This window comes from Sorangium sp. So ce836 (assembly GCF_028553905.1).
Taxonomy (GTDB): Bacteria; Myxococcota_A; Polyangia; order Polyangiales; family Polyangiaceae; genus Sorangium; species Sorangium cellulosum_D.
The window spans coordinates 4,312,572-4,325,000 of the sequence record NZ_CP102233.1; the positions used below are offsets into that span (position 1 = coordinate 4,312,572).

General features: G+C 72.9%; 12 protein-coding genes (1 of these 12 cut by a window edge). 10 read left to right on the plus strand and 2 right to left on the minus strand.

All coding sequences use genetic code 11. From position 1 onward, the window contains the following. Positions 1–8: 8 nt before the first annotated feature. Positions 9–2,066, minus strand: coding sequence for a serine/threonine-protein kinase (locus tag NQZ70_RS15900; RefSeq protein WP_165373979.1), 2,058 nt, complete (start codon positions 2,064–2,066; stop codon positions 9–11). Positions 2,067–2,375: 309 nt separating this feature from the next. Here NQZ70_RS15900 and nadC point away from each other — a divergent pair, with 309 nt between their 5' ends. The 3 genes from nadC (at position 2,376) to NQZ70_RS15915 (ending at position 4,817) form a co-directional block, all read left to right on the plus strand. Continuing rightward, positions 2,376–3,227 carry a carboxylating nicotinate-nucleotide diphosphorylase gene (gene nadC / locus NQZ70_RS15905; protein ID WP_129574965.1) on the plus strand — a complete coding sequence of 284 codons (852 nt, stop codon included), beginning with the start codon at positions 2,376–2,378 and terminating at the stop codon, positions 3,225–3,227. Beyond that, complete coding sequence (locus NQZ70_RS15910) at positions 3,224–4,045, plus strand: biotin--[acetyl-CoA-carboxylase] ligase (RefSeq protein ID WP_129574966.1); 822 nt, start codon at positions 3,224–3,226, stop codon at positions 4,043–4,045. The genes nadC and NQZ70_RS15910 overlap by 4 nt, the downstream gene beginning before the upstream one ends. A gap of 118 nt (positions 4,046–4,163) precedes the next feature. Next, positions 4,164–4,817 carry a radical SAM protein gene (locus NQZ70_RS15915; protein ID WP_129574967.1) on the plus strand — a complete coding sequence of 218 codons (654 nt, stop codon included), beginning with the start codon at positions 4,164–4,166 and terminating at the stop codon, positions 4,815–4,817. 66 nt (positions 4,818–4,883) lie between these two features. Here NQZ70_RS15915 and fbp read toward each other — a convergent pair whose 3' ends face one another. After that, on the minus strand, positions 4,884–5,936 hold the full coding sequence (fbp, locus tag NQZ70_RS15920; RefSeq protein ID WP_129574968.1) for a class 1 fructose-bisphosphatase: 1,053 nt from the start codon (positions 5,934–5,936) through the stop codon (positions 4,884–4,886). A gap of 308 nt (positions 5,937–6,244) precedes the next feature. Between fbp and NQZ70_RS15925 the strand changes: the two genes are divergently transcribed. From NQZ70_RS15925 to NQZ70_RS15955, 7 genes are all read left to right on the plus strand, one after another. Next, on the plus strand, positions 6,245–7,171 hold the full coding sequence (locus NQZ70_RS15925) for a class I fructose-bisphosphate aldolase (protein WP_129574969.1): 927 nt from the start codon (positions 6,245–6,247) through the stop codon (positions 7,169–7,171). A gap of 296 nt (positions 7,172–7,467) precedes the next feature. After that, the gene (locus NQZ70_RS15930; RefSeq protein ID WP_129574970.1) at positions 7,468–8,952 is read left to right on the plus strand and encodes a leucyl aminopeptidase; all 1,485 of its coding nucleotides are present in this window, start codon (positions 7,468–7,470) and stop codon (positions 8,950–8,952) included. A 3-nt stretch (positions 8,953–8,955) separates the two neighbouring features. Further along, positions 8,956–9,807 (plus strand): tRNA 2-thiocytidine(32) synthetase TtcA, encoded by an 852-nt coding sequence (ttcA, locus tag NQZ70_RS15935; protein ID WP_129574971.1) that lies wholly within the window; start codon positions 8,956–8,958, stop codon positions 9,805–9,807. Between the two features lie 10 nt (positions 9,808–9,817). Beyond that, the gene (locus NQZ70_RS15940) at positions 9,818–10,648 is read left to right on the plus strand and encodes a hypothetical protein (protein WP_129574972.1); all 831 of its coding nucleotides are present in this window, start codon (positions 9,818–9,820) and stop codon (positions 10,646–10,648) included. 94 nt (positions 10,649–10,742) lie between these two features. Next, on the plus strand, positions 10,743–10,925 hold the full coding sequence (locus NQZ70_RS15945) for a hypothetical protein (protein WP_020735049.1): 183 nt from the start codon (positions 10,743–10,745) through the stop codon (positions 10,923–10,925). Further along, positions 10,922–11,905, plus strand: coding sequence for a peptidyl-prolyl cis-trans isomerase (locus NQZ70_RS15950; RefSeq protein ID WP_129574973.1), 984 nt, complete (start codon positions 10,922–10,924; stop codon positions 11,903–11,905). The genes NQZ70_RS15945 and NQZ70_RS15950 overlap by 4 nt, the downstream gene beginning before the upstream one ends. Further along, positions 11,902–12,429: the 5' portion of a hypothetical protein gene (locus NQZ70_RS15955; RefSeq protein ID WP_129574974.1), read on the plus strand. The gene runs 126 nt beyond the window's last position; the window shows 528 of its 654 coding nt (coding positions 1–528); it begins with the start codon at positions 11,902–11,904; its stop codon lies beyond the right edge, outside the window. The genes NQZ70_RS15950 and NQZ70_RS15955 overlap by 4 nt, the downstream gene beginning before the upstream one ends.

A 12,429-nucleotide genomic window follows, 5' to 3' on the forward strand; every position in this document is an offset into this window, starting at 1 on the left:
CGGGCGAGTCAGTTGTTCGGTACGATGATCACGCGCCGTGGCGGCTTGCTGGACGGCGTGGTGGCCGGCGTCGTCGGCGCCGGGGTCGTCGTGTTCGGGGTGGGCTGGGGGTTGGCCGGCGGCTGCGCGCCGGTCGGCGCGGGGAACGGGAACGGGAACGTCGACGGGATGACGATCGGCGGCAGGTTGGGGAGGATCGACGTCCCGCTCGGGCGCGTCGTCGGCGCCGGCTGTGTCCCCGTCGCGCTCGGCGTCGCCGGCGGCTTCGAGGTCGAGGTCGACGTCGGCCGGGGCTGGGGCTTGGCGACCACCGGCGGCGGCTCGACCGGGGGCGGCGTCACGGCGGGGGGCGCCGTCGTCGCGGGGGTGGTCGGCTCCGACGGCACCGTCGCGGTCGGCTGGAACGTCGGCATGGCCGGCGCTACGTCGGCCTGCTCGCTCCGACCGAGCTCGCTGGCGATGTAGACGCCGCCCACGACGGCCCCGGTGATCCCCGTGGCGAGCAGCAGGATGGTGAACAGCGAGGTCCCGCGCCGCGCGGGCTGCTTCGCCCCGTGCGCCGAGGCGGCGTGCGAGGCCCTGGGCAGCGGATCCATCGGCGCCGTCCCAGGGACGTACCCCTGCACGCCGCCCCCGTAGGCGCCGCCGTAGCCGGGCGCCGGAGCTCCGTTGAACGCGCCGGCCGAGCTCCGGTCCATGAAGGGCACGTTGCCGACCGCGGTGCCTCCTGGGCGAGGCGCCACATCGAACGGTCCGGGCTCGTAGCTCGTCGCCGGCACCCCGGGCACCCCTTGCGGGGGCATGTAGGGCGCGGCGCTCACGGTCGCCGGCTGGCCGACCGGGGGGTAGCCGCCCTGAGCGAAGTACGGGCCCGAGGAGGGCTCTGGCCTGGGCGTGAACCCTGGCGCCCCCGGCGTCGACGCCGAGGGACCCCGCGCGTCCGAGGCGAAGCCGCCCAGGGGCGTCGCGGGCCCGAGCGCGCCCGGGGGGCCGCTCGCCGCGTGCTGCGCGCCGCCGTTCTCGGGCGGGATCGTCTTGGGGACGGAGCTCGTGCGACCGTCGCCCATCGCGTTGGCTGCGGCCGCCGCGGAGGCCGCGTGCATCGCGGGTGCGGCGAGGGCTGCCGGCAGGGCGGGCCCGGACGACCGCGCCACGCTGACCTCGGAGGGCGAGGGGGTGAGCGCCGAGGGGGCGCGGGCGGCGCGGGCGAACGGCTCGAGGGCGCCGCGGAGCTCGGCGGTGGTCGCGAACCGGTCGGCCGGCGAGGCCGCCATCGCGCGGTGGACGGCGGCGCAGAGGCCCGGCGCGAGCTCCGGCGCCAGGTCTGAGAGCCGCGAGATCTGGCCCGACAGGTAGGCGCCCGCGATCTGCTGGGGCTCGTCGCCGCCGACCGGCCGGCGGCCGGCCAGCATCTCGAAGATGATGACGCCCAGCGAGAAGATGTCCGCGCGCGCGTCGACGGAGTCCGCCGAGTAGGCCTGCTCGGGCGCCATGTACTCGGGGGTGCCCATGATCACGCCCGGTCGCGTGAGCCCGCGATCGAGCTCCCCCGTGACCTTCAGCTTGGCGATGCCGAAGTCGAGCAGCTTGATGAGCGGCTCTCCCTTGGCCGTCCTCGTGATGATGACGTTGTCCGGCTTGAGGTCCCGGTGGACCACGCCCGCGCGATGGGCGGCCTCGACGCCCTCGAGCATCTGCATCGCGTACTCGAGGGCGTCGGCGTAGGCGAGCCGGATGCCGGCCCGGTAGAGCTCCTCGTACAGCGTCTGGAGCGTCTTCCCCTCCAGGTACTCCATCACGATGAACGCCAGGCCGCCGGCGGTCTGGTCGACGTCGACGACGCGGACCACGTGCGCGCTCTGGATCTGCGCGGAGACGCGCGCCTCTTGCAGGAAGCGCTGCACCAGGCCGGAGCGGCGAGACAGCTCGGGGTGGAGAAACTTGAGGGCGACCGTCGTCCCCAGCACCTCGTGGCGGGCTTCGTAGACGCTCCCCATGCCGCCGTCGCCGATGAGGCGCACGAGTCGGTACTTGTTGTGGATGACCTGGCCTGCCTGCGGACGCATCGATCTCCGTTGAGGGCGCTGGAGTTGCTCGGAGAGTCTCACAGGCTGGTAGACGAACGTCAGCCCCATTTGTGCGACACAGCGTCGCGAAGGTCGCGATCCGCACCGCTTTTCGGCCCCGCGGGCCCCCTCCGCGCCGCCGGGCTCCCGTCCCGGGCAGCCTCGCCGCCGAGCTCGCACGCCCTGGCACGACCCTTGATAACGCGTTGCGTCGCCCGCCTCGGGTAGGTGCGACGGCGCTGATGCGCGCGTGCGGGAACGAGTATACCTGGGGGCGCCGCCGGGGTTGCGGCGCTCGAGGAGATGCCTGTGCTGGCTGCGCCGTTGCTCGATGCCCTGATCGATCGCGCTCTGGAAGAAGACCTCGCGGGAGGCGATCTCACCACCGAGGCCTGTGTCGAGGCTTCAGCGCGCGCGACCGCGAAGGCGGTGGCGCGCAAGCCGCTCGTCGTTTGCGGCGGGGACGTGTTTCTCCGCGTCTTTCAGCGACTGGATCCGCAGGTCGAGGGCGAGGTGCTGATCGCGGACGGCACCGCGGTCGACACCGGCGCCGTGCTCTGGACGGTGCGCGGCCTCGCGCGCACGCTCCTCAGCGCGGAGCGCACCGCGCTCAACTTCGCGCAGCGCATGAGCGGCGTCGCCTCCGAGGCGCGCCGCTACGCCGCGGCGATCCCGCAGGGGTCCGGCGTGCGCATCACCGACACCCGCAAGACGACGCCCGGCCTGCGCGCGCTGGAGCGCTACGCGGTGCGCGTCGGAGGCGCGCACAACCACCGCGACAGCCTCGGGAGCGCCGTGCTCATCAAGGACAACCACATCGTCGCGGCGGGCGGCATCGCCACCGCCATCGCCCGCGCGCGGGCGCGCGCCCCGCACACGACGAAGATCGAGGTCGAGGTCGCCTCGCTCCGCGAGCTCGACGAGGCGCTCTCTGCCGGCGCGGACATCATCATGCTCGACAACTTCACGCTGGCCAACGTCAAGACGGCGTCCGCGCGCGTCCGGTCGGCGCAGCACGGCCGGCCTCTCCTCGAGGTCTCCGGCGGGATCACGCTGGAGCGCATCCCCGAGCTCGCCGCGGCGGGCATCGACATCATCAGCGTCGGGGCGCTGACGCACTCGGCGCGCTCGGCCGACATCGCGCTGGATCTCTCGCTGTGAGGCGGCTCGACGCCGGGGCCATCGAGCGCGAGCTCGCGCGCCTCGGCGCGCCGAGCGGGAGGCCGCTCGCCGTCGCGCCGGAGACGGCGTCGACGAACGACGACGCCCGGAGCGCGGCGGCCGCCGGGGCGCCGCACGGGGCGGCGTTCCTCGCCGACGCGCAGACCCAGGGCCGCGGGCGCGGCGGGCGCGCATGGCACTCTCCGCCCGGGGAGAACCTGTACCTGTCGGTCGTGCTGCGCCCCGGCCTGCCGGCGAGCAGCGTGGCCCCCATCGCCCTCGTCATGGGGCTCGCCGTGGCGTCGGTCGTCGAGCAACGGCTCGCGCGGCTCGCGCCCGGTTCGCGCCGCGGCGACGGCGCCGCCGCCGAGGTGCGGCTCAAGTGGCCGAACGACGTGCTCGCCGGGGGCCGCAAGCTGGCGGGGATCCTGGTCGAGGCCCAGCTGCGCGGCGAATCGGTGAGCAGCGTGATCGTCGGCGTCGGGCTGAACGTCCACGCGTCGAGCTTCCCGCCGGAGCTCTCGGGCCGGGCCACGTCGCTCGCGATGCTCGGGATCGACGACGTCCCGCGCGAGCTCCTCGCGGCGGAGCTGCTCCAGGCGATCGGCGACGCCGCGGCGAGGTTCGAGGCGGGGAGGCTCGCGCCCTTCGCGGAGGATCTCGCCCGGATGGATTGGCTGCGCGGCCGCCGCGTCGAGGTCGCCGGCGTGGCCGGCGTCGCGGCGGGGATCGACCCGGAGGGGCACCTGCTGATCCGCGGAGGGGACGGCGTCCTCCGCGCGGTGGCGGCGGGCGAGGTCAGCGTCATCACCGGCTGAGCGCCTCGCGCCGCTTGCGTTGCGCGGTCGGCGCGGCCAAAGCTTGCGCCCCCATCGCGGGTCGCCGGCGGCGCGGAGCCGCCGAGGCCGGCCCGGGCTCCTCGGAGGCGTCGCTTCCTTGAAAGAAGACACCCTCGTCGTCCACGAAATCTACGCCAGCGTGCAGGGCGAATCGACGTTCGCTGGGCTGCCGTGCACCTTCGTCCGGCTCACCGGGTGCAACCTGCGCTGCGCCTGGTGCGACACCTCGCAGGCGTTCTACGGCGGCAAGCGCCTCCGCCGCAGCGACGTCCTCGAGCGCGCGCTCGCCCTCGGCACGTCGCTCGTGGAGCTCACGGGCGGGGAGCCCCTCCTCCAGCCCGGGTCGCTCCCGCTCCTCAAGGAGCTCTGCGACGCCGGCCGCACGGTCCTCGTCGAGACCAGCGGCGAGGCGGACGTGTCGCGGGTCGACCCGCGCGTGCACAAGATCATGGATCTGAAGGCGCCCGGATCCGGGGAATCCCACCGGAACCGCTGGTCGAACCTGGACCATCTCACGCCGCGCGACGAGATCAAGTTCGTGCTCGCCGATCGGGCGGACTACGAATGGATGCGGGACACCATCCGCGAGCGCCGCCTCGACGCGCGCGGCGTGACGCTGCTCGCCTCGTGCGTCTGGGGCAAGCTCGCGCCGAGAGATCTCGTCCAGTGGGTGCTCGACGACGGCCTTCGCGTCCGTGTGCAGGTCCAGCTCCACAAGGTGATCTGGGGCGCCGACGCGCAGGGGGTCTGACCCGCGGGGCCGCCCCCCTCCACGCTCGGCTCGTGAGGGGAGGGGCGGCGGCGTTCCCTCGCGGCGTCAGCGCTCGCCGCGCAGGAACTGCTCGAAGTCGTCGACGTCGCGGGGCGAGCCGAGGACGAGCGGCACGCGCTCGTGGAGCGACTTCGGCACCCGATCGAGGATGCGATCGGAGCCCGTGCTCGCCTTGCCGCCGGCGGCCTCGAAGATGAAGGCGAACGGGTTCGCCTCGTAGAGCAGCCGCAGCTTGCCCTGGCCGCTTCGATCGGCGGGGTAGGCGAAGATGCCGCCCTTGAGCAGCGTCCGGTGCGCATCCGCCACCAGCGATCCCACGTACCGGGCGCCGTAGGGCCTCCCCTCGTGCTTGTTCTCCTCCTTGATCCACGTGTTCCAGCGGCGCACGTCCTCGGGCCACCGCGCGCTGTGGCCCTCGTTGATCGAGTAGGTCGAGCCGCGCTCCGGGATCCGGATGTTCTCGTGAGAGAGGAAAAATTCGCCGACGGTCGGATCGTACGTGAACCCGTGCACGCCGCCGAGGCCGGTGGTGATGACGAGCAGCGTCGACGACCCGTAGAGCACGTAGCCGGCCGCGACCAGATCGCGGCCGGGGCGCAGGAAATCCGAGGGATCGGCGCCCATCTTGGCGTCGCTCTTGCGGAGCACGCCGAAGATCGTGCCGATCGAGATGTTCACGTCGATGTTCGACGATCCGTCGAGCGGGTCCACGACGACGATGTACTTGGCGCGCGGATCCGTGGAGAGGAGCCTCATTTCGCCGAGCTCCTCGCTCACCACGGCGGCGCAGTGCCCGCGCCGTCCGAGCACGCTGAGCAGCGTCTCGTTGGCGACCTCGTCGAGCTTCTGCACGATCTCGCCCTGCACGTTCGTCTGCCCGGTGTACCCGAGGACGTTGGCGAGGCCGGCGCGCCGGACCTTCGACGTCACGAGCTTCGCCGCCAGGCCAAACTGGTTCAGCAGGGAGGTGAACGCCCCCGTCGCCGCGGGGAACCCGAGCATTCCCTCGAGGATGTACGTCTCGAGCGTGATCCCGACGCGCGACTGCGCGTCGGGCGGCTTCCAGCTCAGATTCCGTTGGTCCGATGAGAGCGACATGATCCCTCCGCGTGATGGCAAGGACGTCGCCGCCCCGCCACGTGCTCGCGCTCGCGGCCTCTGCTGCTGATTGCTCCCGCAGAGCCGAACGGCGCGGCCACGAGAATTGCGTATCCGACGGCTCCGTACAACATCCTCCAAGCGCTGATCTACCGGGGTGTTCGGCTCGATACGTTCGTCTCGGGTCCTCGGACGATGCCAGGGCTCCCTCGCTCGCTGGCCTCGGCCCGGGGCCACGGGCAGGGCGGCTCGGGCTCACGCCCAGGTCGGCCGCGCGTTCCGGCAGCAACCCCTCCACGGAGTGATTCATGGCGCTCACCTCCCGCGTAGAGCAGATCCTCTCTTGGTACGCCTCGGAGAACCCCGGCACGCTGACGAACCTCGTCCGGCTGCTCAACCACGGCGCGCTCGCGGGCACCGGCAAGATGGTGATCCTGCCCGTGGACCAAGGCTTCGAGCACGGCCCCGTGCGATCGTTCGCTCCGAACCCCGAAGCCTACGATCCCGACTACCTCTTTCAGCTCGCGATCGACGCTGGGTGCAACGCGTATGCGGCGCCGCTCGGGTCGTTGCAGGCGGGCGCGGCCAGGTTCGCGGGGCAGGTGCCGCTGATCTTGAAGCTCAACAACAGCGACACGCTGGCGAAAGTGGAGCAACCCCTGTCCGCGGTGACCGGATCGGTCGACGACGCGCTCCGACTCGGCTGCGTCGGCGTCGGCTACACCATCTACCCCGGGTCCGGCGCGAGAAACCGGATGTACGAGGACCTCCGCGAGATCGCCCTCGAGGCCAGGCGCAAGGGCCTGGTCGTCATCGTCTGGAGCTACCCGCGCGGCGCCGGGCTGTCGAAGCAGGGCGAGACGGCCGTCGACGTCTGCGCCTACGCGGCGACCATCGCGGCTCAGCTCGGCGCGCACATCATCAAGGTCAAGCCGCCGACGGCTCATGTCGAGCAGGAGGAGGCGAGAAAGATGTACGAAAAATACGGAATCCCCATCCAGACGCTCGCCGAGCGGGTCCGCCACGTCGTGCAGGCGACCTTCAACGGGAAGCGGGTGGTGATCTTCTCGGGCGGCGAGTCCAAGGCGACGGACGCCGTGCTGGAGGAGGTGCGCGAGATGGCCGCGGGCGGGTCCTTTGGCTCGATCATGGGGCGCAACGCGTTCCAGCGCCCGCGCGCCGAGGCGCTGAAGCTCCTCGCCGACGTCATCCACATCTACAGGTCGGGGCGCTGACGCCCATCGATCAGCCGCTCGGGGCGGGACGCTCGGGCCGCCGTCCCCGTGAGCGTCGCCGCGCGGGGCACCGCCGGCGGAGGCGCCGCGCGACCCGCCGCAGAGGCGCCGCGGCGCCCGTCGCTGCCGGTCGCCGATCGCCAAGCCCGAGCGGCGCCGCACCCCCCGCGCCCGGGAGCGCGCTCCCCCGCGCCTCGGGCCGATCGCCTGCGGCATCGTCCACGTCGACGGGGTTAGCCCTTCGTGATTAGATGCCGCGCTGGATACACCCCCCCCGTCCGGGCTCAGGAGACCGCATGCCGATCAAAGTGAACCTCGCCTCGTCAGACCCGCTGAGCCTCGCCGTCGACGTCCTCGTCATCGGCGTGCCTGAAGGCGCTTCGACGGGTGAGGGCGTGCTCGCGAGGCTCGTGGAGGCGCTTGGCGAGTCCGTGGCCCACCAGGTCAAGCGTGACGACTTCACGGGGAAGAGGGATCAGAGCGTCGATTTCACGACGCGCGGCGCGCTGAAGCCTGGCCGCGTGCTGCTGCTCGGGCTCGGGTCCGGCAAGCTCACCGACGTCGATGTCCGGCTGCTCGCGGCGAAGGGGGCGCGCTTCGCGAGCGGCGTGCGCGCCGAGAGCGTCGCGGTCGTGGTGCCGCCCGGCGTCGAGCGCGCGGAGCGGTCTGCCGCCGAGGGCCTCGTGCTCGGGTCCTACCGGTTCACCCGCTACTTCACGGGCGATCGCGTGCCCAAGTTCGGGCTCGCGCGCGGCACCGTGGTCGTCGAGGGCAAGCCGGGCAAGGCGGCGCGCGACGCCGTCGCGCTCGGCCAGCAGGTCGGCGAGGCGATCTGCGTCGCGCGCGACCTCGTCAATGAGCCGCCGAACGAGATGTATCCGGAGGCGCTCGCGCGCGTCGCCGCCGAGGTCGGCAAGCAGCACGGCCTCAAGGTGACGGTGTTCGACAAGGCCGCGCTGATCAAGCGGGGCATGAAGCTCATCATGGCGGTGGGGCAGGGGAGCGCGCGGGAGCCCCGGCTGGTCCACATGATCTACGCGCCTCCCGGCAAGCCGAAGGGGAAGCTGGTCTTCGTGGGCAAGGGGCTGACGTTCGACAGCGGCGGCCTCTGCATCAAGCCCGCTCAGGGCATGGAAGAGATGAAGGGCGACATGGGCGGCGCCGCGAACGTGATCGCGCTGATGGCCGCCGTCGCGGCCGCCAAGCCGAGCGTCGAGGTCCACGGCATCATCGGCACGGCCGAGAACATGCCCGACGGCGCGGCCTACCGGCCGGGCGACATCTTCGGCTCCCTCGACGGCAGGACGGTGGAGATCATCAACACCGACGCCGAGGGGCGCCTCGTCCTCGCCGACTGCCTCGCCTATGCGCGCGCGCTCAAGCCGGATCTCATCGTCGACAACGCGACCCTCACGGGCGCCTGCGTCGTGGCCCTCGGCCCCACGGTGTCGGGCTTCTTCTCGAACCGCGAGGATCTCGCGGATCGCCTGCGGGGCGCCGCGAAGGCGGCGGGCGAGTCGATGTGGCAGCTGCCGCTGGTCGACGAGCTCCGCGACGGCCTGAAGAGCGACTGGGCCGACATCAAGCACACGGCCGACCGCTGGGGCGGGGCGATCACCGCGGCCCTGTTCCTGCGCGAGTTCGTGGGGGACGTCCCCTGGGCCCACGTGGACATCGCCGGCCCGTCGATGGCGAGCAAGCCCTACGGCATCTTCTCCAAGGGCGGGACGGGTCACGGCGTGCTTACCTTCCTCCGCCTCGTCGAAGGCTTCACCGGCTGAACCGTGCAACTCCGCCGTAAGCTCGCGCGCGCCATGGGCCGCGCCATCACCGACTTCGACATGATCGCCGACGGCGATCGGATCCTCTGCGCCGTCTCGGGGGGCAAGGACAGCTACGCGCTGCACGCGCTCCTCGTCGACCTCGCGCGCCGCGCGCCGGTCCGGTTCAGCGTGATCGCGGTCAACATCGACCAGGGACACCCTGGCTATCCCGGGCACCTCCTGTCCGACTACATGGCCGCGGGCGGCCACGAGTTCCGGATGATCTCCGAGGACACCTACTCGATCGTCACCGAGAAGATCCCCGAGAACAAGACGTACTGCTCGCTGTGCTCCCGCCTGCGGCGAGGCATCCTCTACCGCGTCGCGCGCGAGCTCGGGTGCTCCAAGATCGCCCTTGGCCACCACCGCGACGACGCCGTGACGACGCTGCTGTTGAACCTGATCTTCGCCGGCCAGCTGAAGTCCATGCCGCCGAAGCTCATCTCCGACGACGGCGACAACGTCGTGATCCGCCCGCTCATCTACTGCGCCGAGGCCGAGCTCGCCGCGTTCGCCGCGGAGGAGCGCTTCCCCATCATTCCCTGCGATCTGTGCGGGTCACAGGAGAACCTCCAGCGCAAGGCCGTGAGCCGGCTGCTCGCGGAGCTCGACGAGCGCCACCCCGGGGCCCGGCAGAACATGCTCGCCGCCCTCGGCAACGTGCGCCCGAGCCACCTCTTCGACACGGGCCTCTGGAAGCGGCTCGGGCTCGAGGTCGCCCGGGAGGAGGGGGGCGCGAGCAGCGAGGCAGGCGCCGGCGCGCCGGCGCCGGATGTGCTGCCCGTGGGCCACCTGCTCAGAAACCTGGCCTAGCGGCTCGCGCATGAGCACGGAGGCTCCCGGCGCGATCTCGATCGGCGCTCCGCGCGAGGCGGAGGCGACCGCGTCCGGCGAGCGCGGCGGAACGCTGGCGCGCAGGGGCGATGGACCGTCCGCGGCGGATGGCCCCGAGCCGGCGCAGCCCGGAGCGGGGCGCCGGGGCCTCGGGGAGGGGCGCGCCCCGCAGGCGTTGCTGGCGGCGGTCGTCGCCTGGATGATCACGGTCGCTCCTGCCGGGTTCGGCCGCGGCGCGCCCGTGTCCGCCAGCGTCGCCGCCTCGCTCGCCTTCCTGTGCGGCATCGCCGCGCCGCTGCTCGCCGCCTCCCACCGCCGGGCGGCGCGGCACCTCGGCATCTCTGTCTTTCTGGCGCTCGTCACGCTGACGTGGCTGCTCGCCGCGCCCTCCCTTCAGCCGTCCCGCCTCGACCCGGTCCGGGCGGCCATCGGTGGGATCGCCTGGGGCCTCTTCGCGCTTTCCTGGCGCGACCGCTGGGAGGTGCGGCGCCCGCCGGAGCCGGACCCGGACGTCCCCCTCCTGCAGCCTCGGGCCCACCTGCCCCCGCTCGCCGCCGTGATCGTCGCGTTCGGCGCGCTGGTGAGCCTCGCCATCCTCGTGCTCGCGTGGCGGGTCCGGGACCCGGACCGCGCCCTCCTGGCCCAGGCCGTCGCCGTGGCCTGCGCCGTCGCCCTGATCACCGCGGCCTCCGGCGTCGCGGTCGCCCGCGGCCGCCGACACACGGCGGGCGCGCGGCGGCTCACCCACCGCGCCGTCCGGCAGCTGCTGGTCTTGATCGTCTTCGCCGTCCTGGGGGCGGTCGTGATGATGCTGCGCTGAGCAGCGGCCCGGCCGCCGCTCGCCGAGAGCCGCTGCCCTGCAGCGGCCCCGCATCCCCGCCGGTTCCACGTCAAATCGCGTTACACTCACGCGCGTGTCCCGCGCAGTCGATGTCTTCGCGATTCTGCTCCTCGTCGCCGCCGCGTTCTCCTTCGCCTTCGGTGTCCACGCGCTCGGCGATCGCCAGGATTTCAAGGCCATCTACCTCCTGGTGATCGGCGGGCTCTCGCTCAAGGCGTCCACGGAGATCCTTCGCCCCCGCGGGGGCAGCGCGTGAGCCCTGGGCGCCGAGGGATCGCGGCCGTCGCGTGCCTGTGCGCGTGCGCGGCCTGGGCCGCGTCGTCGACGTCCGCGCGGGGGGCGCCGCCGCTCCCGGCCGACGTGGCGGCCCGCGTGGGCGCGCTCGACATCTCCGTAGAATCGGTGGCTCGCATCGCGGCGGCGCAGCACATCTCGCCCGCGCAGGCCCGGGACGCCGCGATCCGCGACGCGCTCCTCGCCGCCGCGGCGCGAGACCGCGGCCTCGATCGCGACGCCGACGTGCAGCGCGACATCAGCGCGGTGCTCGCGCGCCGCCTGCTCCACCGACTGAAAGAGGAGGCGGAGAACGCCGGCCCCGTGACGGACGACGAGCTGCGCGCGGCGACCGAACGGCACTGGCTCGACCTCGATCGACCCGAGGGATACCGCACCGTTCACGCCGTCGTGCGGCTCTCGGCGGACGCCGGCGAGGCCACCCGTGATAAGGCGCGGGCGCTCGCCGACGCGATCCGGACGGCGGTGCTGTCCTCGCGCGAGGTCGCCCGGAGCTCCGAGCCGCCGCCCGCCGCGGGGGCGCGGCAAGCTCCCAGCGATCCGGCCGCCGACGCGTTCATCCGCGCCGCGAAGGGCGTGCCTGCGGAGGGCCTCGAGGTCGTCGCGGAGGCGCTCCCGCCGGTGACGGCCGCGGGCCGCGTGCTCAGCCCGGAGCCGCAGCATTTCGACGTCGAGTTCTCGCGCGCTGCGGCGTCGCTGAACGCGCGCGGAGACCTCGGCGCGCCGGTCGCGTCGTCGTTCGGCGTGCACGTCATCATGCTCCTCGAGCGCATCCCGGCGCAGGTGATACCTGTCGAGGAGCGACGCGGTCTGGTGCGCGACGAGGTCGTGACCGAGCGCGCGCGCGCCGCGCAGGCCAGGCTCCTCGAGGTGCTGCGGCGCGAGCCGAAGATCGTCGGTGGCGTCGACGCGCTGCTCGAGCTCGTTCGGATCGAGCCATGACGACCTCGCGCAACGGAACTCGTAAGCGGAGCCAGCGCGGGCTGCCGCGCGACCAGGCGCCCTCCTCGTTCACCTCGATCCTCGAGGATCTTCTGTGCGCGATTCCGGGCGCGCATGCCGCCGCGCTCGTGGATTTCGAGGGGGAGACCATCGACTATGCGGGCCGGCTCGATCCCTTCGACGTGAAGGTCACGGCGGCCCACTGGCAGATCGTGTTGGCCGAGGTCGCCGGCTGGCCCCTCGGCGCGCCGCGCCAGATCACGGTGCGCGCGCATCGCCGGAGCTATATCGTTCGACAGCTGCAACCGGGTTACGCTTTGGTCCTCGTGCTGCATCCGCGGGCTGCCTTCGCGGCGTCCCACCGCGCGCTGCAGGAGGCCGACGCGCGGCTCTGCGCCGAGGCAGGCTGGGCCACTTCCCGCACCACGCGGTGGTACTGCGTCGACGTCGAGACCGAGGCTTCGGATCGGGGCCGCCCAGCCCGCCTCCGCGGGGCCGGCGGCTGGCAGCCGATCGAGGTGATG

What these genes read in the sequence shown, in the direction of transcription:
- NQZ70_RS15900 (WP_165373979.1), bottom strand. Translation starts at nt 2,066, where the DNA reads ATGCGTCCGCAGGCAGGCCAGGTCATCCACAACAAGTACCGACTCGTG.
- fbp (WP_129574968.1), bottom strand. Translation starts at nt 5,936, where the DNA reads ATGTCGCTCTCATCGGACCAACGGAATCTGAGCTGGAAGCCGCCCGAC.
- NQZ70_RS15925 (WP_129574969.1), top strand. Translation starts at nt 6,245, where the DNA reads ATGGCGCTCACCTCCCGCGTAGAGCAGATCCTCTCTTGGTACGCCTCG.
- NQZ70_RS15930 (WP_129574970.1), top strand. Translation starts at nt 7,468, where the DNA reads ATGCCGATCAAAGTGAACCTCGCCTCGTCAGACCCGCTGAGCCTCGCC.
- NQZ70_RS15940 (WP_129574972.1), top strand. Translation starts at nt 9,818, where the DNA reads ATGAGCACGGAGGCTCCCGGCGCGATCTCGATCGGCGCTCCGCGCGAG.